Source organism: Kribbella sp. NPDC050281 (genome assembly GCF_040655855.1).
Taxonomy (GTDB): domain Bacteria; phylum Actinomycetota; class Actinomycetes; order Propionibacteriales; family Kribbellaceae; genus Kribbella.
This window is the reverse complement of the sequence record NZ_JBFAKS010000022.1, coordinates 1-18,677: the sequence shown is the minus strand read 5'-3', so window position 1 is coordinate 18,677 and position 18,677 is coordinate 1. Positions and strand designations below refer to the sequence as shown.

Genomic DNA, 18,677 nt, shown 5'->3' with positions numbered 1-18,677 from the left:
GGCTGAATTCTCGCCCGACGAATCGCTGGTCAGGCACGCCAGCGGTCGGTCAGTTCGTCGTTGGTGGGCGGCGGTCCTGGAAGTTCCGACGCGCCGCCCGGTTGTTCTCCGGACCGATGCATCGCCTCCAGCATCAGGGTGAGGTACCGATGCCGGAGCTGGTTCGTCCGAGCCTCGTCGCCGAACTTGATCGACGTGATCTGTTCGAGGATCACCCCGAAGTCCTCGACCACGATCCCCGGCCGGAGCTGTTCCTTCGTCCGCGTGTAGATGGCCTGGTTCAGCTCAGCCGCCCGGGCGGCGTCCTGCCAGAGGTCGGGCGTCGGGGTGAACGTCCCCGCCAGCCGCTGGGTCAGTGAATTGGTGTCGGCGTCGACCAGCGCGTGCAGGAACGCTCCGAACGCAACCCATGGCTCGCGGTCGTCGGCCAGAGCCTTCTCCGACTCCTCGATGTACCGGGCCAGCCCGTCGCTGCAGAGCTTGCGGAGCAGCTCCTCCTTGCTCGCGTAGCGCCGGTAGAGCGCGCTGATACCGACCCCGGCACGCTCCGCGACCGCGGAGATGGGGGCACCGGGATCGGCGATGAACACCGCCCGGGCCGCGCCCAGGATCACCTCGTCGTTGCGGGCCGCCTGGGCCTGCCGGCCACTGAGAGCTTTCGTCATGTCACCAAGCCTACCACTTGAACGGAATGCTCCGTTCCGTTAGAGTTGGAACAGAACAGTTCGTTCCGTTCGAAGCTGGAGCCGATGATGACCGCAGTCGCAGTACTCCCCAGCAGCACAGCAGCAGTCGAGGCCGCCCCGCAGCGCCGGCGCTGGCTCGCCTTCTCCGCGGTCATCACCGCGTCGGTGATGGACCTGCTCGACTCGACCGTGATGAACGTCGCCGCCCCCGGCATCCGCGCCGACCTCGGCGGCTCCTACGCGAGCCTTCAGTGGATGGCCGCCGGGTACACGATGGCTCTGGCGGTCCTGCTCCTCGTCGGCGGCCGCCTCGGCGACATGATCGGCCGGAAGCAGGCGCTGCTGATCGGCGTCGGCGGGTTCACCGTGATCTCGTTCCTCTGCGGCCTCGCGGTGTCGTCGGAGATGCTGATCGCCGCCCGCGTCGCCCAAGGTGCGTTCGCCGCGATCATGTTGCCGCAGGGCTTCGGACTGGCCCGCGAACTGTTCGATCCGGGTGAGCGAGCCAAGGCGTTCGGGTTCTTCGGTCCGGTGATGGGTCTGTCAGCGGTGATCGGCCCGATCATCGGCGGCACGCTGCTCGACGCGGATCTGCTCGGGACCGGCTGGCGAGCGATCTTCCTGGTGAACATTCCGGTCGGCATCTTCACCTTCGTCGTCGCGGCCAAGTACCTGCCGAACACCAGGGCCGCCGACGGCCGCCGGATCTCGCTGGACATTCCCGGGCTGCTGATCGCCGGGGCCGGCCTGGTTGCCCTGGTCTACCCGCTGGTGCAGGGGCACGAGATCGGCTGGCCGCTGTGGTCGAAGGCGCTGCTCGTCGCGTCGGTGCCGGTGCTCGCCGGGTTCGGTGCGTACCAGTCCCGCCGGCAGCGCAGCGGCGCGACCCCGCTGATCGAGCCCGGGCTGCTGCGGAGCCGTTCGTACCTGTCCGGCGTACTGTTCGCTGTGGTCTTCTTCGGTGCGATGGCCGGCACGTTCGTCCTGGGCATGTTCCTCCAGGTCGGCCTCGGCTACACCCCGATCCACGCCAGCCTGGCGATGGCGCCGTGGGCGTTCGGGGCGCTGATCGGTTCGGCGGTCTCCGGCATGGCGATGCAGAAGTACGGCCGCAAGCTGCTGCACATCGGCCTCGCGCTGATGGCGATCGGGCTCACCGGCCTCTACGGCGTACTCGCGCTGACCGGGCTGAACGTCGGGCACTGGGACCTGGTGGTCCCCAACCTGATCGGCGGGGCCGGGATGGGCATGGTCTTCGTCCCGCTGTTCGACATCATCCTGGGCGGCGTCCGCGACGAGGAGGTCGGCTCGGCCACGGGCATGCTGGGTTCGCTCGAGCAGGTCGGGATCGCGCTCGGCATCGCGGTGATCGGGACCATCTTCATGGGCAAGGTGGCCGACGCCGAGCCCGCGACCCGCTCCCTGGCCGCGCTCGACGGCGCCCAGGTGGCGCTGCTGGCAACCCTCGGCGGGATCGCACTCGCATTCGCGGTCGGCTTCCTCCTCCCCAAGACCGCCCGCCCCGGCGTAGAGCACTGATCCCAGCAAGCCGTGTTCGTCAGGCCGGGCTCAGGTGGCGCGAGGTTGGATCTTGGGGTGCCTCACCGTGGACCTACTTGGTCTGGCGTGACTCCGGTCCACTCGAGCAGAGCGGCGAGGTCGAAGGGCACGTGCTCGGGTTGGGCCGCCGCGGGCGCGTGCAGTGCGCGAGCCGCTGCGGTGATCCCGAAGGTCGTCGTACGGAATCTCAACTCCAGCTCGGGGTCGTCGTTCGGCTCGCAGAGGAACACTTCGAGGCCGTCGGGATAGACGATCACGGGGGAATCGGAGATCGCACACATCCGGACCAGTCGTTCGTGGGTGGGCTCGAACATCATGCCGTCACGGGGGATCTCTCGCAGGCCGGCCAGATAGCGCTGAACTGCCTGGGCCGTCGCGATCGTGATGAGCCTGGTGAAGCTGGTGATGATGTCGGGGCCGGTGCGCGTCGACAGCTGCCGCTGCTGCCACTCGTCGACCTCGTTCAGCGCGACGTCGATCTCTCTGCGGCGGTCCGGCGGAACATCGACGAAACCGGGCCGGATGTCGCCGTACGCCGCGATGACGGCCTCGACGAGTTGCCGCGCGGTCGGATCGGGGACACCGTTGCGATGGAACGCCTTGGTGACCAGAGGAAATCGCTGCAGTCCGAGGGCGAAGCGCGCATACGGTACGGCGGACTCGAGGTAGTCAGGAGGTGGCGGTACGCCGTACACGTGCGTCAACGGGCAGGCGAGTGCCCAGTCGGAGAGCCGCAGAAGCGAGTCGTTGTCGGCGTCGCTGCGCGCGACGGTGGCAAGCTCTTGGAGGGTGCGGTAGACGTCGACGTGATTCGTCGCGACGTACTCGTCGAGCCACCGTCGGGCGCGTTTGCGGGACACGCCACGAAGCAGTTCGACGGCGAAGGTGCTCGCATGGCTCTCGAGGATGTTCTGCGTGCTGGTCAGCTTCTCGGGGCGGCCGCTCGCATCGTAGAGACCTTCCGACCCGAAGGTTCCGAACGTCCCGAAGTGCAGTGGGCTTGCGTCGTCGAGTGCGGCGCGGGCGACGCGCAGTGCGTCGTAGAGTTCGCCGATCGGGTGGCCCAGGGGCTGCCCGAGGAGGTATCGCTGGGTCGACTCGATGGCGCGGATCGCCGTGAGGTGGCGTGCCGCGTCCGCGTCAGCGGGAAGGTCTCCGGTGAGCCATGGCGTGGGGACCCGCAGGGACGCGTCACTTGCGAGCAGGCGCAGTAGCTCGAGGGTGTGGAGCACCTGCACATGGCAGCCGACGCGGTACACCATGCCGACCGCGGTCAGCGACCACTGCGCGCGATACACGAACTCGTCCAGCAAGCCGGCCATCGGCGTAGCCATGTCGGCCGAGGTCACGGACAGTTCGATGTACGGGAAGGCGTCGGGGATGCGGTGCGTGAAGGACAGGTGGTCGGTCCGAGGGGAGTAGCGACCACGCAGATCCCTGTCGACCTCGTCAGTCATGGTCGTCGGCGCGGCATCGGCACAGCTTCGACAGACCCTTCTTGACCAGCAGCGTCGCCACGGTGCCGGCGGGGATACCGCCCAGCACCGTGACGATGACGTCCGCCACGGCCGCGGTGAGGGTCAGCGTGTCGCCGAAGTTGGACGACTTCTTCTTCGCGCAGTAGTTCCACTCGTCGCAGATCCGATGCCGGAGAGGTTCCTCGAGGCGGTCGAAGGTACGGCGACCTGTCTCGCGCGCCTCGACGGGCGAGAACATCACGTCGGCGTTGGCGGGATCGGACCGCGCCAGCGCGATGTAGAGCTGGTCCTCGTCGAGCAGCAGCAACTCGCCGAGCTCGTCTTCAAGCGCAGTCATGTCGGAGTCAAACACGCCAGGATCTGCGAGCACAATCCCACGGCTCCGCGCCGTACGAGTCAGTGCGGGAGTACGTCGGGGAAGCCGAAGGTCGTGACCAGGGTGGGGTCGTGGAACTTGATGACCGCGGAGATGCCGCTGGGGGTGGGGGCCAGTACGACGGCGCCGTCGGCTCGGAGTGTGCCGTCCGGGGTCCGGTGGTACACGGCGGCGGCCGGCTGGCCATTGGCGGCGGTCGGGATCATCCTCCAGTCGCCGGGTGCGCCCAGTACGTACGCATCGAGCACATGGATGCACGTCGCCCGGCCCGACTGCCAGTCGCGGAACGGCGTCGCCTCCAGCGTGGCGTCCGCGCGCAGTACCTGTTCGAGCAGGCCGGCATCGGACCGCTCGAAGGCCGCGATGTAGCCATCGAGCAGCGCGCGTGCCCGTTGGTCGGTCGGTTCGAGCAGTTCCGCGGGCTCCGGCTGCAGCTCGTCCAGCCGGGCGCGGCCGCGCTGCAGACCGCTCTTGACCGCCGCGACGGTGGTGCCGAGGACCTCCGCCGTCTCCGCCGCGGAGAACGCCAGTACGTCGCGCAGGATGAGGATCGCCCGTTGGCGAGCGGGCAGGTGCTGCAGGCTGGCGATGAGCGCGAGCCGCACCGACTCACGCGCGACGACGACGGCGGCAGGATCGTCGGCGGGCGGGGCGATCCACTGGTCCGGCAACGGTTCCAGCCAGGAGACCTCACCCGGCGCAACGAGACTCGGTTCGCGATCCGGTCCGTCGTACGGGCCGGCCAGACCCGAGGGCAGCACGCGGATCGGGCGCGGCTTCAGCGCTCTCAGGCAGACGTTGGTGGCGATCTTGTAGAGCCACGACCGGATCGACGCTCGGCCTTCGAAGCCGGCGTACGACCGCCACGCCCGCAGATAGGTCTCCTGCACCAGGTCCTCGGCGTCGTGCGCGGAACCGACCATGCGATAGCAGTGCGCCAGCAACTCCCGGCGGAACCGTGCGGTCTCGGCGGTGAATCTGTCGTGATCCGCTGCCGCCCGCAGATGCGATGTCACGCCGCGAGCCTAGCCATCGAATGCCGCATCCTCAGGGCAGCAAGGCCAGCTTGCCCACGGTTGCCCTGGCTTCCAGTTCGGCGAGCGCCTTCGGGCCGTCGGACAGTTCGTACGCCGTGGGCCGGCCGGGCGGCAACACGCCGACGGCGATGAGCGCGGAAAGCTCGCCCATGACCTCACCGAAGACTCGCGGCGCGGCCCCGATCAGTACGCCGAGGTTGAAGCCGATGAGGTGGACTTGGTGTTTGTACACCAGCTCCCAGTTGGTGATCGCCGCTTCGCCGCCCGGCAGACCAGACACGATGACCCGGCCGGTGACCCGCTTGGCTGCGGCCAAGCTGGCCTCGAAGGTCGCGCCGCCTGCCGACTCCAGCACCAGATCGACACCAGTGCCGCCGGTCAGCCGCAGCACCTCGGCGGCGAGGTCGCCGCCGAGAGAATCCAGGACGTGGTCGGCACCGGCTGCCAGCACCGTCTCGTGCTTGCTCGGCGACGCGGTCGCTATGACCGTCGCACCGTAGTGCTTGGCCAAGGTGACCGCGGCCTGGCCGGTCGCGCCCGCGGCGGCGTGGATCAGCACGATCTGCCCTGCGTTGATGCCGCCCAGGGGCTTGAGCGCGGCCAGCGCGGTCGGCCAGTTCACGACGAGTCCCAGCGCCTGCTGCTCCGTCCAGCCGGCGGGCAATGGCATCGCCGCCGCCGCGGGGAGCACCATGTGCTCGGCGAAAGCGCCGTTGCCGACGCCGACGACGCGAGTCCCCGGCGTCAGGCCGGTCACAGCATTGCCCACGGCAACAATCTCCCCGGCGGCCTCGAACCCGGCCAGGTATGGCGGCCGCGGACCGTCCAGGAAGGTGCCGTGGGCCTTGGAGATGTCGGCGAAGTTGACGCCCGCGGCGGCGACGCGGATCAGGACCTCGCCCCGGCCTGGGCTCGGCATTGGAGCGTCGGTGATCAGGCGCATGTCCTGCGGGCCGTTGAGGGATGTCTGCTGCAGCGCGTGCATGGTCGCGGGAGCCTTTCGTTCTCGGCGTACAGGAGAGAGGTCTGTGCCTCCCACCATGTAGATCCCGGTCACCGCACAAAGGAATCGATCGTGTTGGATGCTTGCCTGATCCTACTGTCCCGACGGTCAACTATGGCGGACCCCTGTGGCTTGGATTGTATGATTCTGCCCATGGAGCGGAGCGCTGCGTTCGACTCCCGGGGCGCCGGCCGCGCCCGCCGACTGGCTGAGCTGGTCGATCTCATCGGCAGGCATGCTCGTCCCGACCAGACCACGCGGATCGACGGAGTGCTGGCGTCCGCGGAGACACGGGTCGGGGAGCCGACCCCGTCTCGATCTGGGACCGTGATGGCGTTGATCGCCCAAGGCGCGAAGCGGATCGCGTTGGGCGACCGCACGTATGAGTACCGCCAAGGGCAGTACCTCGTCGCATCCGTGGACCTGCCGATCACCGGCCACTACGTCGAGGCTTCGGCGGCGACACCGGCCCTTGGCTTCGGACTCGTCATCCGTCCCTGGGTCGTTGCGACGCTCTTGCTGGAGGCTTCTCGAGGGCCGAGTCAGCGGCCGGCCGTGGCGGCCCTCGGAGTCGCCGACGCCAGTGAGGCCATGATCGACGCCGCCGTACGCATGCTGACGTTGATCGAGCGTCCGGGGGATCGTGATGTCCTCGCGCCGATGATCGAGCGGGAGATCCTGTGGTATCTCCTCAACGGTCCGATGGGACCGGCGATGCGGCAGATCGCGATGACCGACAGCGGACTGACGCAGATCAGTCGTGCGGTTCGATGGATCACCGACAACTACGATCAGCCGCTGCGGGTGCAGGAACTGGCCGGCATGTGTGGAATGAGCGTGTCGTCGTTCCATCGCAACTTCCTGGCCGTCACTGCCTTCAGTCCGCTCCAGTTCCAGAAGCAGGTCCGGCTGCAGCAGTCCCGGTTGCTCTTGCTGTCCGGTGCGGGAGACGTCGCCACCACTGGATTCCGCGTGGGGTACGACAGCGCTTCGCAGTTCAGCCGCGAGTACCGCCGCCATTTCGGCTTGCCACCCGGCCGCGATGCCGCCCGCCTCCGAGCGTCGGCAGAAGCATCCGAGCCGCCGGCTCAGCGGGGTTGGAAGGCTCGGCGGTAGGCGAGGGGCGACATGTTCACTCGGCGGGTGAAGTGCTGGCGCAGGTTGATGGCGCTGCCGAATCCGCAGTGTCTGGCGATGTCCTCGATCGACAAGGCTGTGGTTTCGAGGAGTTCCTGGGCGTGGCGTACGCGCTGGGTGAGTAGCCATTGCAGTGGCGTCGTACCGGTCTCTTCGCGGAAGTGGCGGTTGAGCGTACGCGGACTCATGGCCGCCTGCCGCGCGATGTCGGACAGCGTCAGCGGCTCACCGAGACGGTCCCGCACCCACCGCATGGTCGGCTCCAGCGAACCACTGGCGCCGGCGGGGTCCCGGTGGACGATGAACTGTGCCTGGTCGCCGTCGCGCTGAGGTGCGATCACGACATGGCGGGCAGCGTCGGCTGCGACCGCCGCGCCGAAGTCGTTGCGCACCATGTGGATACACAGGTCGAGGCCGGTCGCTGCCCCGGCCGACGTCAGCACATCGCCGTCGTCGACGAACAACACGTTCGGGTCGACCTCGACCCGCGGGAAGCGTTCGGCGAATCCGGCGGCGGAGGTCCAGTGCGTCGTCGCCCGCCGTCCGTCGAGCAGTCCTGCGGCCGCCAGGATGAAAGCACCGCAGCAGATCGAGGCGATCCTGGTGCCGCGGCTGTGCACCTGCCGAAGGACATCGAGTACCTCGACGGACGGTTCGATGTCCGTGCGTGCACCAGGCACGATCACTGTGTCGGCAGTCAGTACGTCGGACAGATCGTACGGCGCGGTCATCCGGAACATCTCCACCCCGCTGCGGCCGCACACCACGAGGTCAGGTCGCTCCCCGCACACGATCACGTCGTACAGCGGATCGCCGAACACCGCCCCGACCGGTTTGTCATGGGAGTGGGCGGTCCCGAACACCTGGCCGGGGATCGCAAGCTCGAGGCTCTTCACGTGGTTGACGGCAACGACCGCGATCCGATGCATGGCGACAATCTATCGGAGGTGGGCATTCTTGCCACTGTCGAACCGTGAGGGGCCTCGCGACGATGATCTGCGTGCTCATCGTCATCCAGCTCGTTGTGTCCGTCGTCGCCGTCCTGTGGCTGGCCCTGTTCGGCTGGGTTGCCGATCAGCTGTCACGTCCGGCACACCACCTCCGACAGTTCAGCCGCCCAGAACGGTGAGAGGCCTCCTGTGCTGTGCGGTGGAGCGGAGGAGGAGGTGCAGGGAGCTGTGGTTGGCCAGGCCGCCGAGGGCGCCGAGGGCTCGGAACGTCAGGGTGATGTCCACGACGGTCGGAGCCTTGAAGCGGACCCGGAAGCCGCCCTCCTGGCGTGGTTCACCGGTGAGTTCGTGCAGCGGAAGGTCCAGCTCGACACCGGGCACCGGGGCGCTCTCGATCGCCAGCTGACCCGTCACGTAGCCCTGGTTGACGATGGTGACGTCGATCGTGTGCCAGTCACCCGCGGTCAGACTCGCCACCCGGGTTGCGGTCCGGGCGACGTTCACCCGTGCCTCCGGGTTGATCGCGACCGAGATCGGCGCCGCCGTGTCGACCGGGCCGCAACAACCGGCTGCCTCGCCGTGAATCATCAGTCCACCTCGCATTCGTCCCGACGGGTCAGGTAGGCGGCCTGCGCGGCGTCGTACGCCTCGCGCGCTTCCGCTCGCTCGGTCTCGCGGATGAAGCCGGACTTCGCCTTCCACAGCTCGTCCACCGAGTCGTGCAGCCACTGCGCGCTGCGACGCGAGGCCCGGATCGGCCGGCCTGCGATCTCGACGAAGATCGGCTGGGTGTGCACGCTGCGCAGGATCCGCAGCGCCACCCAGGACGAACGTTCCAGCGGTACGTCGAACTCGACCGCCTGCTCGTTGCCGTCGGCAAGCACCTCCTGCGATGCGACCGGTACGCCGTTCACCAGCACCTCGACCAGCACAGTGCGGGTCTGGCCGATCCGGGCACGCTCGATGTGCCAGCCGACCGGTGCGCTGTACGCCGGCTGGCCGGCCGCCGGAGCCGCGGGCGGCTGCTCGGGCAACCAGGCTGCGACCGTCGCGCTCACCCGGACCGGTCCTGACGCATCGACGCTACGCTCCCGGGCCGTGTCGCCATCGACGGCGAAGTCGTACACATGGCTGCGGCCGTCGCCGAAGTACGACGCGCCGTCCTTCAACCCACCGAGCCACGACTCCAGAGCCTGATCGCCCTGCGGCGGCTCGGGCAGCCGGACGTACGTACGCCCGACGCCGGGACCGTCGTCGTAGATGCAGGGGTAGTCGGTCTCGCCGAGCATCAGAGTGCGGTAGCCGACGTTCAGCAGGTGGTACCAGACGTTCATCTCGGCGGCGGGGGAGAACTCGGCACCGCATTGGAAGTCGGCGGCACCGAGTGGTACGTCGACGATGATCTCGTTGGAGCCGATCGACTGGAACTCCGGGATGATGTAGTTCGGCAGGTCCTCCGTGCCGACCGCTAGGCCGAGCCCGCAGTGCGCGTACCCGACCATCGCGTTCTGCGCGTGGCCCCAGCGCATCACCGGCAGGTTCCACGACGGCCAGTCCTCGATCAGCTTGGTGCCGGGATAGTCCTGGTCGGTGAGGCCGAGCAGGATGACGTGACCGGAGTGGCTGGACGGGAAGCCCGACACCTCGAGGTCGTACCGGAGCAGGCTCTGGCCGTCGTGGTCGGTGTCCTGCGGATTCCAGGTCATGCCTTGCGCCCGCTGCATGTCGGGGTACTCGAGCTCGGCGCGCGGGCTGATCGACGAGCCGCTGAAGAACTGCTTCTGGTGGTAGTAGCACGGCCCCCAGGTGAGCACGCTGCCCATCCACAGCCCTTCGCCGCGCACGTGCCGGATCATCGTCTCCGGGTTGACGCCCTCGGACGGCACGCTGTAGTGCGAGCAGCCGCCCGCGTGGATGTGCGGGTCGCCGGAGTAGTAGCCGCGGGTGGCAGGATCGGCCCAGCGATCCAGCTCGATCGTGACCGCCTCGGTGTCGGCCTCCACGTCGACCTCGACGCGGACTTCGCGGTACTCCGGTCCGCGGCGTGCGGAGATCTCGTACTGACCGGCAGGGAGCGTGATCACCTCGCCGGTCGCCCGGTAGACGTGTTCGTGGAAGAACATGTCGGGCGCCAGCCGCATCGCCTTCGACGGGTACGCCCGCCGCTGCGAGTCGCGGACGGTCAGCGCCGCCACGCAACTGCTGCCGTCAGGCTCCCGGATGTCGAACCGGATGTCGCGAGCCGGCAGGCAGTCGAACTCGATCGCCGCGCCGTACTGGCGGCTCTCGAACCCCATCCGCTGGCCGGCCTTCGCGAACGGCGGCCGGGTCAGGCTCTCCGTCGCCTCCTCCACGGCCAGGATGAAGGCAAGCTCGCCGCGACGGCTCCCGCCGTCGCGGCTGTACAGACTCATGACCTTGTACTCGACATCGAGCCCCGACACGTCGGTCGGACCGGCGAGCTTCGCCTGGAGCCAGCTGCGCTCGATCCGCGGTACGACCGTCAACGTGTCGTGCAGCGTGATCCGCGCGGCGTGGCTGTGGTGGTCGACCAGTCCGAGTACGCCGCCCGGACCGCCGGCCAGGTCGCCCAGCAGGCGATGCGGGTTCACCACCCGGACCAGGAAGCTGCGCCACCCGTGTTGGACCAGTCGCGGTGGCGCCGCGCCTGGCGTGCTCGCCGTGTAGCCCCGCTCGTCGATCTCCACGTCGACCAGGACGTACGGCCGCAGGAGCTCCTCGACCGCGGCGGACCGCACGGTATCGGTCTGCGAGTCGTCCGCCAGCTTGGCCAACCGGCCGGCGAGGTCTTCGGGGAGCGGTTCACCGATGTCGCGCAGTTTCTCGACGGCTCGGGTCGCGGACGCATGCAACGGTTGGAACACGAGGCCTCCTCATGGTGCACCGGACTTCGACCCTATGGTCGAACGCCTGCCTCGTCATCTCCTTTGTTCGGCCGAGGACAACCGCGGCCGACCGATCACTTCGACTGATCGTTTTCTGGTCGCCGCTCGACGGCGGTCCTAGCGTCGGCCCCGATCTGGCTGGTTCTCCAACCGTGCTGTGAATCGAGGGATGAATGCCCGAGCCACTCGCTGATGTCCGGCTGCGCGACTTCGCGCCGGTCTCGATGATGACCACCGCAACGACCACCGTGACCGATCCGGCCGCGCCGATCGTCGACGTACACAACCATCTCGGCCGCCGTACCACCGGAGTCTGGCGGGCGCCCGATCCGGACGCCCTGATCAAGACGATGGACGAGGCGGGCGTGGCAACCATCGTCAACCTCGACGGTGAATGGACCGATGAGCTCGAGGCGAATCTCGATCGCTACGACCGTCGGTACCCCGGCCGCTTCGTGACGTTCGCACGCCTGGACTGGAGCGACACGGCGACACCCGGCTGGGGCGATCGGATGGGTGCCTCGCTGACCGATTCGGTACGCCGTGGCGCGGCAGGACTCAAGCTCTGGAAGGACATCGGCCTGCGGATCCGCGACGAGAACTCCGAGCTGATCTTCCTCGATGACCAACGGCTCGAACCGCTCTGGGACGCGCTGGCCGAGTCGGGGGTGCCGGCCCTGATCCACACCGCCGACCCGGCGGCCTTCTTCCAGCCACTCGATCGTCACAACGAACGTCTCGAGGAGCTGCTGCGCCATCCCGACTGGCACTTCCACGGGCCTGAGTTCCCGCCGCTGCAGCGGCTACTGGACGCGCTCGAGGCCGTCATCGCCGCCCACCCGCAGGTGCGCTTCATCGGTGCTCATGTCGGCTGCCTCGCGGAGAACCTCGACTGGGTCGAGCAGATGCTCGACCGCTACCCGAACTACCGCGTCGACCTCGCCGCACGGATCGCCGAGCTCGGCCGCCAGCCACGACGTACCCGGGCACTGATCGAGCGGCATCCCGATCGCGTGCTGCTCGGCACCGACTGCGCGCCACCCGAGATCGCCGACTACCGGATGTACCTGCGCTTCCTGGCGAGCGCGGACGAGGGCTTCGCGTATTCGTCGATCGAACCGCCGCCGAACGGGCGGTGGACGATCTCGGGCCTCGGGTTGCCGGACGAGCTGGCCGCGCGGGTCGAAGGCGACAACGCCCGCGCGTTCATCCCGGCGCTCGCGCAAGCCCCGGCGGGGAACAGCGATGGCGGACTGTGACCTGATCATCCTCGGCGGCGGCATTGTCGGAGCAAGCGCCGCGTTGGCCGGCGTACGAAAGGGCGCGCGGGTCGCGCTCGTCGACGCCGGCCTGGCCGGTCGTGCGACCGATGCCGGTGCGGGCATCGTGTCCCCGGTCGCGCTCGATCGTGGCGAGCAACGCCCCGACTGGACGTCGGTGATCACCGAGTGCGTCGGCTACTACCGCAGTCTCCTGGCCGAGCTGGATGCGGTCGATCCGGCCGGAGCCGGCTCTGCGACGTTCGAGCAGGTCGGCGAACTGGTGGTGGCCGGCAACAATCCGCACGAGCAGGCTGCCCTCGACGCGGTGACCGAGCGCCTCTCTCGTCCAGAGGGGCGTCGAGCGCATGGCGTCACCAAGCCGGTCGAGACGGTCGACGGCGCAGACCTTCGCAAGTACTGGCCGGAACTGCGCGGCGATCTGCGCGGAATCTTCATCGCGGAGGTCGGCCGGGTCGTCGGTTCGCGACTGCACGACCGGCTGATGACGGCGGCGCGCCGGCGCGCTCAGGCCCGGTCCGACGGCGCCCGACTCGAGGTGATCCCCGGCACCGGGATGCTGGACCCGCAGCATCCGGTACCGCGGGTCCGCGTCGGTCACCGCGTGATCGAGGGGCGGGCCGTGCTGCTCGCCACCGGTGCCTGGGCGGGCGCAGACCTGGCCGCGTTCGGCGTACGGGTCGACATCCGGCCGATCCGTGGGCAGCTCGTGCACCTGCGACTCGACGGCCAGCAGACGGGCATGCGACCGGTGGTCAACACACCTGGTGCCGGCTATCTGCTCGGCTTCGACGACCGCATTGTCGTTGGCGCGACCCACGAAGACGTCGGCTTCGACGCCCGCGTCACGGCCGGCGGACAGCAGTCCGTCCTGAATGCCGCACTGAACCTGGCGCCCGGGCTGTCCGACGCCACGGTCCTGGAGACCAGGGTCGGCCTGCGCCCGGCCACCAGCGATGGTCTGCCCTTGGTCGGGGCGGTAGCGCCGGCCATCCATGTCGCCACCGGCCTGGGGGCGTGGGGCCTGACGCTCGGGCCCCTGCTCGGCGACCTGGCGGCCCGGCACGCACTCGGCGACCAGATGCCGGCCCGCCTCGACTTCCTCAGCCCAGGCCGCCCACTCATCAAGGAGTCCGCATGAAGCGTCTACTGAGTTTGTTGCTCGTCCCACTGTTGCTCGCCGCAGCCGCCTGCTCGGGATCCTCCGAGTCCGGTGGCGACAGCGACGAGCAGGTCACGCTGACCTATGCCGTCTGGGACCAGGCCCAGGCGGCTGCCATGAAGCAGATCATCCAGGAGTTCCACACCCAGCACCCGAACATCGACGTACAGATCCAGGTGACGCCCTGGGAGAGCTACTGGACGAAGCTGCAGACGAGCGTCACCGCCGGCAGCGGCCCCGATGTCTTCTGGATGACCATGGTGTACGCCCAGTACTACGCCATCGGCGGTGGCATCGCACCGCTCGACGATCAGGTCAAGAAGTCGAAGCTGGACACGAGCGTGTACGTGCCGGCCGTCACCAAGGCCTACACGGTCGACGGCAAGCTGTACGGCATCCCGAAGGACGTCAACGGCTTCGGGCTCTGCTACAACAAGAAGCTCTTCGACGCCGCTGGGGTGAAGCACCCGGACGCGTCCTGGAAGTGGACCGACGTGATCGCCGCGGCCCAGAAGCTGACGAACCAGAAGAAGGGCATCTACGGGTTCGTCGCACCGGAAGCCGACGAGCTGAGCTGGTACCTGACCGTTCCGCAGGTCGGCGGGCAGGTGATCTCGCCCGACGGCAAGAGCTCCGGGTACGACCAGGACACGACGATCCAGGGCATCCAGTTCTGGACCGACATGATCACGAGGTACCACGTCTCGCCGACCTTGCAGCAGACCACCGACACCGACCCGCTCGCGATGCTCACCTCCGGGAAGGTCGCGATGAGGTACTGCGGATCCTGGGAGCCCGAGGAGATCGCCGCCGTCCCGTACGGCAAGGCCAACATCGGCATCGCGCCGCTGCCTGCCGGTCCGACCGGGAAACGGGACTACTACAGCAACGGGCTGGCGAACAGCATCTCGGCCAAGACCAAGCATCCCGAGCAGGCGTGGCAGTTCCTGCAGTTCCTCGGATCCGAGCGGGCCGCCGAGATCCAGGCGAAGACCGGCACCGTCATTCCGGCGTACCAGGGGCACGCCGACGCGTACGCCAAGGCGATGCCGGAGTTCGACCTGCAGGTCTTCGTCGATCATCTGAAGTACGCCCAGCCGTTCCCCGCCTCGACCGACACCTCCGTCTGGCGCGACGAGGTGACCAAGCAGTTCGCCGAGGCCTGGACGGGCAAGGCCCCGGTCGGTGATGTCTCCCGCCATGTGGCGGAGACGATGAACACCGCGCTGTCGAAGGAGAAGAAGTGAGCAGTCAGGGCACCGCGACAGCGCCACCCGATGTGCTGACCGGCGGTGAGACCGGTCGGCGGGCCGGCCCGGCTCGCCGCCGGCGGCCGCGACCACCGACCCGGGACAGCGGCTGGTGGGCGTTGATGTTGCTGCTGCCGGCCGCCGCGGGACTCGCCGTCTTCGAGATCTGGCCGACGTTCCAGACGATCTACTACTCCTTCACCAGTTGGGGAGCCTTCGGCGGGCACGCGTGGTCGGGGCTGGAGAACTACCGCACGCTGATCGCCGACTCCGACGTCTTCCATGCCATCGTCAACACGGCGATCATCACCGCGATCACGCTGCTCGCGGTGCCGCTGTCGGCGATCGTGGCGGCACTGCTCAGTCTCCCCGGGATGCGCGGCGTCACCATCTACCGCACGTTGTACTTCCTGCCGGTGGTCACGTTGCCGGCCGCGGTCGCCCTGACCTGGAAGTGGCTCTTCAACGGGGACTACGGCCTGATCAACTGGCTGCTGTCCAAGATCGGCATCGACGGTCCGCACTGGCTCTCCGACCCCGCCACCGCGATCTTCGCGATCAGCATCGTCGGAGTCTGGGGGTCGATCGGCTACAACATGGTCATCTTCCTGTCCGGCATCCGCGGCATCCCGGTCGACTACTACGAGGCCGCCGAGCTGGACGGTGCCGGCCGGCTGGCGCAGTTCTTCCACGTCACGGTTCCCCTGCTGACGCCGTCGATCTTCTTCGTCACGGTGATCACGGTGATCAACTCGCTGCAGGCGTTCGACCTGATCTATCTCATGGTGGGCCAGCAGTCTCCGGCGATCGAAAGGACCGAGACGCTGGTCTACCTCTTCTACCAGCGCGGGTTCGCCGAGCACGACGGAGGTTACGCGGCGGCGATCGGCGTACTGCTGCTCATCGCGACCCTGATCCTGACCGCGGCGCAGTTCCGGCTGCAGAAGAGGTGGGTGCACTATGGCTGACTCGATTCAGCTGACAGCCCGGCGAGGTCGCAGGCGTTCTCGGCCGCGCCACCCGATCGCGCATCTGGTGCTCTGCCTCGGTGCGATCTTCATGGTCGGGCCGTTTCTCTGGCAGCTCTCGACCTCGCTACAGACCTTCGGCGAGTCCGTGAGCGTGCCGCCGACGTTCCTGCCGCACTCACCGCAGTGGTCGAACGTGACGACCGTCTTCAGCGCCTTGCCGTTCGGCCGGGAGTTGATGAACACGACACTGATGACCATCGCGCGGACCGTCGGCCAGGTGCTGTTCAGTTCGCTGGCCGGCTTCGCCTTCGCCCGGATGCGGTTCCGCGGCAACGCCGTACTGTTCGCGATCTTTCTGTCGGTGACGATGGTTCCGTACCAGGTGTTCCTGCTGCCGCAGTACCAGATCATGCAGGGCCTGGGACTGCTGAACACACTGACGGCCTTGTTCCTGCCGGGCATGTTCAGTGCGTTCGGGACGTTCCTGATGCGGCAGTTCTTCCGGCAGATCCCGATGGAGATCGAGGAGGCCGCGCGGATCGACGGTGCGAACATCCTGCAGATCTTCTGGCGGATCATGCTGCCGATGAGTGCTCCCGGGATGATCGCGCTCGGCGTACTGGTGATCATCTGGTCCTGGAACGACCTGCTCTGGCCGCTGGTGGTCAACTCGGATCCCCGGCAGATGCCGGTCTCCGCGGGACTGGCCAGTCTGCAGGGGCAGTACACGACGAACTTCCCGGTGCTGATGGCCGGATCGCTGCTGGCGAGCCTGCCGGTGATCATCGTGTTCATCGTCTTCCAGCGTCACCTGATGAGCGGCATCGCCTTCTCCGGGGTGAAGGGCTGAGCGGCGTCAGCTGAGCGGGAGCGATACGTCGGCGGAGATCCGGGCGAGATGCACCGTGACGCCCAGCCCGGTGAGCCGGGCGAGTTCGTCCGGATCCGCCGACGGATCGGTGACCAGGATGTCGATCTCCGACGCGTCGGCGACCTTGGCCACGGTGGTCTGACCGACCTTGGAACCGTCGGCCACCACCATCAGCCGGTGCGCATGGGTCACCATGGCGTGATTCGTGCGGGCCTCGGTGTGGTCGTGGGTAGTGACGCCGTGGGCCGCGCTGACGCCGTCGGCGCCGAGGATGGCCACGTTGACGCTGATCCCGTTGAAGGCGTTCTCCGCCAGACTGCCGACCAGCTCGAACGAGCTCGCCCGGATCACTCCACCGGTCATGATCACCTGCAGGTTCGGCCGCGCCGCCACCGCGGCCGCGGTGGTGAGCGCGTTCGTCACGATGGTCAGCCGCTGCCGGTGACCGAGCTCCCGGGCGACCTCGGCAGTCGTCGATCCGCCACCGATCGCCACGGCGAGCGGCCTGTCGGTCGGCAGCAGGGCAGCAGCCGTGACGGCGATCGCGTGCTTGGCCAGCGGGGACTTCGTGTCCCGCAGCCGAACCGGCAGTTCAGGCCCTGTGTTGGCCCGGGCACCGCCGCGGGTCCGGGAGACGAGGCCCTGGTCCTGTAGATGGGTCATGTCCCGGCGCAGCGTCGCCGGTGACACCTGGAGCTCGCCACACAGGGCGCCGACGGACATCGCGCCGCGCGTGGTCAAGAGGTCGAGGATCTCGGCCAGCCGTTGAGTACGGCGGGGAGAGGGGGCGGACGGTTGCCAGGAGTGGAGCGCGGGGAGGGCTGCCGTACTGATGACGATCACCTCGTTCCGGCCTGGACGGCGGGATGGATCGCCTCAGTGTGAGGGTCTGCCCACGCGCCGTCGCGGTTTCGCTCAGTCAGGGTGAGCGCTAGCGATCAAAGGGCTTGCCTGCCAGATAGACGGTGTGGACGGTGAGGTCTTCCGAGAGGAGGACGAGGTCGGCGGACCGGCCGATGGCGATGGTGCCGCGGTCGTGCCAGCCGTAGTGGCGGGCGGCGTTGGTGGAGACGAGTGGGGCGGCTTGTGGGGGAGTCAGGTGGAGGAGGCGTACGACGTTGGCCAGTGCGTCGGACAGGAAGTGGACCGAGCCGGCGAGGGTGTCGGTGCCGCGGAGTTTGGCGATGCCGTGGTGGACGGTGACGTGGCGGTCGGCGTACGAGTAGTCGCCGTCGCCGAGGCCGGTCGCGGCCATGGCGTCGGTGACGAGGATCGAGCGTTCGTGGCCTGCGGTTCGGGTCGCGACGGTCAGGGCTTCGGGGGACAGGTGGGTGCCGTCGGCAATCAATTCGCAGGCGACCCGGTCGTCCAGGAGGGCGAGGCCGACCGGGCCGGGGTGGCGGTGGGTCATGGTGGGCATGGCGTTGAAGAGGTGGGTCGCCGTGCGGGCGCCGGCGTCGAAGGCCTGGCGGGTGTGGGATCCGTCGTCGTCGGTATGACCTACGGCGAAGGTGATCTGCTCGTGGTGGCGGTGGATGAGGTCGATGGCGCCGCGGAGTTCGGGGGCGATGGTCATCGAGACGGCCAGGCCGTCGGCCGCGTCGATCAGGTCGGCGAACACCTGCTCGTCGGGGGTGAGGAGGGCGGACTCGGTCTGTGCTCCGCGGCGCTTCGGCGACAGGAACGGGCCTTCGAAGTGGATGCCTCGGATGTTCGGCGCCTGGTTGGTGGCGACGGCTCGAGCGATGGCGGTGGCGGCGGCGAGCATCCGATCGAGCCGCATGGTGGCGACCGAGGCGATCAGCGTGGTGGTGCCCTGCGCGAGGTGACTACCGGCGGCCTGGATGACGTCGTCGGTGGTGCCGGAGTACAAGGCAGCTCCGCCACCCCCGTGGCAATGCGTGTCGACAAAGCCGGGCAACACCCACCGTCCCCCGGCATCAACCACCCCGCCCGTGCCGCCGGCCACGAACGCTCGATCCTCGTCACCGACGCCATGGCCGCGACCGG

17 protein-coding genes are annotated in these 18,677 nt (G+C 68.3%); 7 read left to right on the top strand and 10 right to left on the bottom strand.

The features are described 5' to 3' along the window. Nucleotides 1-29 precede the first annotated feature (29 nt). Nucleotides 30-665, bottom strand: coding sequence for a helix-turn-helix domain-containing protein (locus AB0I34_RS23410; protein ID WP_360448278.1), 636 nt, complete (start codon nucleotides 663-665; stop codon nucleotides 30-32). Between the two features lie 84 nt (nucleotides 666-749). On the opposite strand from AB0I34_RS23410, the gene AB0I34_RS23405 reads away from it, so the two are divergent. Then, a complete protein-coding gene (locus AB0I34_RS23405; RefSeq protein ID WP_360448276.1) occupies nucleotides 750-2,225 on the top strand; it encodes an MFS transporter in 1,476 nt (491 codons plus the stop codon). A gap of 62 nt (nucleotides 2,226-2,287) precedes the next feature. Here the strand turns inward: AB0I34_RS23405 and AB0I34_RS23400 are convergent, their stop codons facing one another. The 4 genes from AB0I34_RS23400 to AB0I34_RS23385 are packed head-to-tail and all read right to left on the bottom strand — an operon-like array spanning nucleotide 2,288 to nucleotide 6,122. Further along, nucleotides 2,288-3,703: a hypothetical protein gene (locus tag AB0I34_RS23400; RefSeq protein ID WP_360448274.1), complete on the bottom strand. Its 1,416-nt coding sequence runs from the start codon at nucleotides 3,701-3,703 to the stop codon at nucleotides 2,288-2,290. Next, nucleotides 3,696-4,061, bottom strand: coding sequence for a hypothetical protein (locus tag AB0I34_RS23395; RefSeq protein ID WP_360448271.1), 366 nt, complete (start codon nucleotides 4,059-4,061; stop codon nucleotides 3,696-3,698). The genes AB0I34_RS23400 and AB0I34_RS23395 overlap by 8 nt, the downstream gene beginning before the upstream one ends. 59 nt (nucleotides 4,062-4,120) lie before the next feature. Continuing rightward, nucleotides 4,121-5,116 carry a sigma-70 family RNA polymerase sigma factor gene (locus AB0I34_RS23390; RefSeq protein ID WP_360448269.1) on the bottom strand — a complete coding sequence of 332 codons (996 nt, stop codon included), beginning with the start codon at nucleotides 5,114-5,116 and terminating at the stop codon, nucleotides 4,121-4,123. 31 nt (nucleotides 5,117-5,147) lie between these two features. Beyond that, nucleotides 5,148-6,122: a zinc-binding dehydrogenase gene (locus AB0I34_RS23385; protein ID WP_360448266.1), complete on the bottom strand. Its 975-nt coding sequence runs from the start codon at nucleotides 6,120-6,122 to the stop codon at nucleotides 5,148-5,150. 171 nt (nucleotides 6,123-6,293) lie between these two features. Between AB0I34_RS23385 and AB0I34_RS23380 the strand changes: the two genes are divergently transcribed. Further along, nucleotides 6,294-7,256, top strand: coding sequence for an AraC family transcriptional regulator (locus tag AB0I34_RS23380; protein WP_360448263.1), 963 nt, complete (start codon nucleotides 6,294-6,296; stop codon nucleotides 7,254-7,256). Here AB0I34_RS23380 and AB0I34_RS23375 read toward each other — a convergent pair. The 3 genes from AB0I34_RS23375 to AB0I34_RS23365 form a co-directional block, all read right to left on the bottom strand. After that, entirely contained in the window at nucleotides 7,229-8,206 is a 978-nt protein-coding gene (locus tag AB0I34_RS23375; RefSeq protein ID WP_360448261.1) for a helix-turn-helix domain-containing protein, read from the bottom strand. The two genes, AB0I34_RS23380 and AB0I34_RS23375, sit on opposite strands and share 28 nt — an antisense overlap. Nucleotides 8,207-8,386: 180 nt before the next feature. Then, nucleotides 8,387-8,815 (bottom strand): hypothetical protein, encoded by a 429-nt coding sequence (locus AB0I34_RS23370; protein ID WP_360448259.1) that lies wholly within the window; start codon nucleotides 8,813-8,815, stop codon nucleotides 8,387-8,389. Continuing rightward, nucleotides 8,815-11,112, bottom strand: a complete 2,298-nt coding sequence (locus AB0I34_RS23365) for a CehA/McbA family metallohydrolase (protein WP_360448256.1) — start codon at nucleotides 11,110-11,112, stop codon at nucleotides 8,815-8,817. Before AB0I34_RS23365 ends, AB0I34_RS23370 begins: the two co-directional genes overlap by 1 nt. A 194-nt stretch (nucleotides 11,113-11,306) precedes the next feature. Here AB0I34_RS23365 and AB0I34_RS23360 point away from each other — a divergent pair, with 194 nt between their 5' ends. Genes AB0I34_RS23360 through AB0I34_RS23340 form a run of 5 tightly spaced genes read left to right on the top strand, consistent with a single transcriptional unit; the run spans nucleotide 11,307 to nucleotide 16,646 of the window. Continuing rightward, complete coding sequence (locus tag AB0I34_RS23360) at nucleotides 11,307-12,392, top strand: amidohydrolase family protein (RefSeq protein ID WP_360448254.1); 1,086 nt, start codon at nucleotides 11,307-11,309, stop codon at nucleotides 12,390-12,392. Then, nucleotides 12,379-13,554: an FAD-dependent oxidoreductase gene (locus tag AB0I34_RS23355; RefSeq protein WP_360448252.1), complete on the top strand. Its 1,176-nt coding sequence runs from the start codon at nucleotides 12,379-12,381 to the stop codon at nucleotides 13,552-13,554. Before AB0I34_RS23360 ends, AB0I34_RS23355 begins: the two co-directional genes overlap by 14 nt. Beyond that, the gene (locus AB0I34_RS23350; protein ID WP_360448250.1) at nucleotides 13,551-14,822 is read left to right on the top strand and encodes a sugar ABC transporter substrate-binding protein; all 1,272 of its coding nucleotides are present in this window, start codon (nucleotides 13,551-13,553) and stop codon (nucleotides 14,820-14,822) included. The genes AB0I34_RS23355 and AB0I34_RS23350 overlap by 4 nt, the downstream gene beginning before the upstream one ends. Further along, nucleotides 14,819-15,793, top strand: a complete 975-nt coding sequence (locus AB0I34_RS23345; RefSeq protein ID WP_360448248.1) for a sugar ABC transporter permease — start codon at nucleotides 14,819-14,821, stop codon at nucleotides 15,791-15,793. The genes AB0I34_RS23350 and AB0I34_RS23345 overlap by 4 nt, the downstream gene beginning before the upstream one ends. Then, on the top strand, nucleotides 15,786-16,646 hold the full coding sequence (locus AB0I34_RS23340; protein WP_360448247.1) for a carbohydrate ABC transporter permease: 861 nt from the start codon (nucleotides 15,786-15,788) through the stop codon (nucleotides 16,644-16,646). The genes AB0I34_RS23345 and AB0I34_RS23340 overlap by 8 nt, the downstream gene beginning before the upstream one ends. Nucleotides 16,647-16,652: 6 nt before the next feature. On the opposite strand, the gene AB0I34_RS23335 is transcribed toward AB0I34_RS23340, so the two are convergent. Together AB0I34_RS23335 and nagA are read right to left on the bottom strand one after the other, a co-directional pair. Continuing rightward, on the bottom strand, nucleotides 16,653-17,510 hold the full coding sequence (locus tag AB0I34_RS23335; protein ID WP_360448245.1) for a DeoR/GlpR family DNA-binding transcription regulator: 858 nt from the start codon (nucleotides 17,508-17,510) through the stop codon (nucleotides 16,653-16,655). A gap of 88 nt (nucleotides 17,511-17,598) precedes the next feature. Beyond that, a complete protein-coding gene (gene nagA / locus AB0I34_RS23330) occupies nucleotides 17,599-18,615 on the bottom strand; it encodes an N-acetylglucosamine-6-phosphate deacetylase (protein WP_360448614.1) in 1,017 nt (338 codons plus the stop codon). Nucleotides 18,616-18,677: the final 62 nt, after the last annotated feature.

Excerpts from the sequence above, each read along its gene's own strand:
- AB0I34_RS23410 (WP_360448278.1), bottom strand. The coding sequence starts at position 665 with ATGACGAAAGCTCTCAGTGGCCGGCAGGCCCAGGCGGCCCGCAACGAC.
- AB0I34_RS23405 (WP_360448276.1), top strand. The coding sequence starts at position 750 with ATGATGACCGCAGTCGCAGTACTCCCCAGCAGCACAGCAGCAGTCGAG.
- AB0I34_RS23400 (WP_360448274.1), bottom strand. The coding sequence starts at position 3,703 with ATGACTGACGAGGTCGACAGGGATCTGCGTGGTCGCTACTCCCCTCGG.
- AB0I34_RS23395 (WP_360448271.1), bottom strand. The coding sequence starts at position 4,061 with ATGACTGCGCTTGAAGACGAGCTCGGCGAGTTGCTGCTGCTCGACGAG.
- AB0I34_RS23385 (WP_360448266.1), bottom strand. The coding sequence starts at position 6,122 with ATGCACGCGCTGCAGCAGACATCCCTCAACGGCCCGCAGGACATGCGC.
- AB0I34_RS23380 (WP_360448263.1), top strand. The coding sequence starts at position 6,294 with ATGGAGCGGAGCGCTGCGTTCGACTCCCGGGGCGCCGGCCGCGCCCGC.
- AB0I34_RS23375 (WP_360448261.1), bottom strand. The coding sequence starts at position 8,206 with ATGCATCGGATCGCGGTCGTTGCCGTCAACCACGTGAAGAGCCTCGAG.
- AB0I34_RS23370 (WP_360448259.1), bottom strand. The coding sequence starts at position 8,815 with ATGATTCACGGCGAGGCAGCCGGTTGTTGCGGCCCGGTCGACACGGCG.
- AB0I34_RS23360 (WP_360448254.1), top strand. The coding sequence starts at position 11,307 with ATGCCCGAGCCACTCGCTGATGTCCGGCTGCGCGACTTCGCGCCGGTC.
- AB0I34_RS23355 (WP_360448252.1), top strand. The coding sequence starts at position 12,379 with ATGGCGGACTGTGACCTGATCATCCTCGGCGGCGGCATTGTCGGAGCA.
- AB0I34_RS23350 (WP_360448250.1), top strand. The coding sequence starts at position 13,551 with ATGAAGCGTCTACTGAGTTTGTTGCTCGTCCCACTGTTGCTCGCCGCA.
- AB0I34_RS23340 (WP_360448247.1), top strand. The coding sequence starts at position 15,786 with ATGGCTGACTCGATTCAGCTGACAGCCCGGCGAGGTCGCAGGCGTTCT.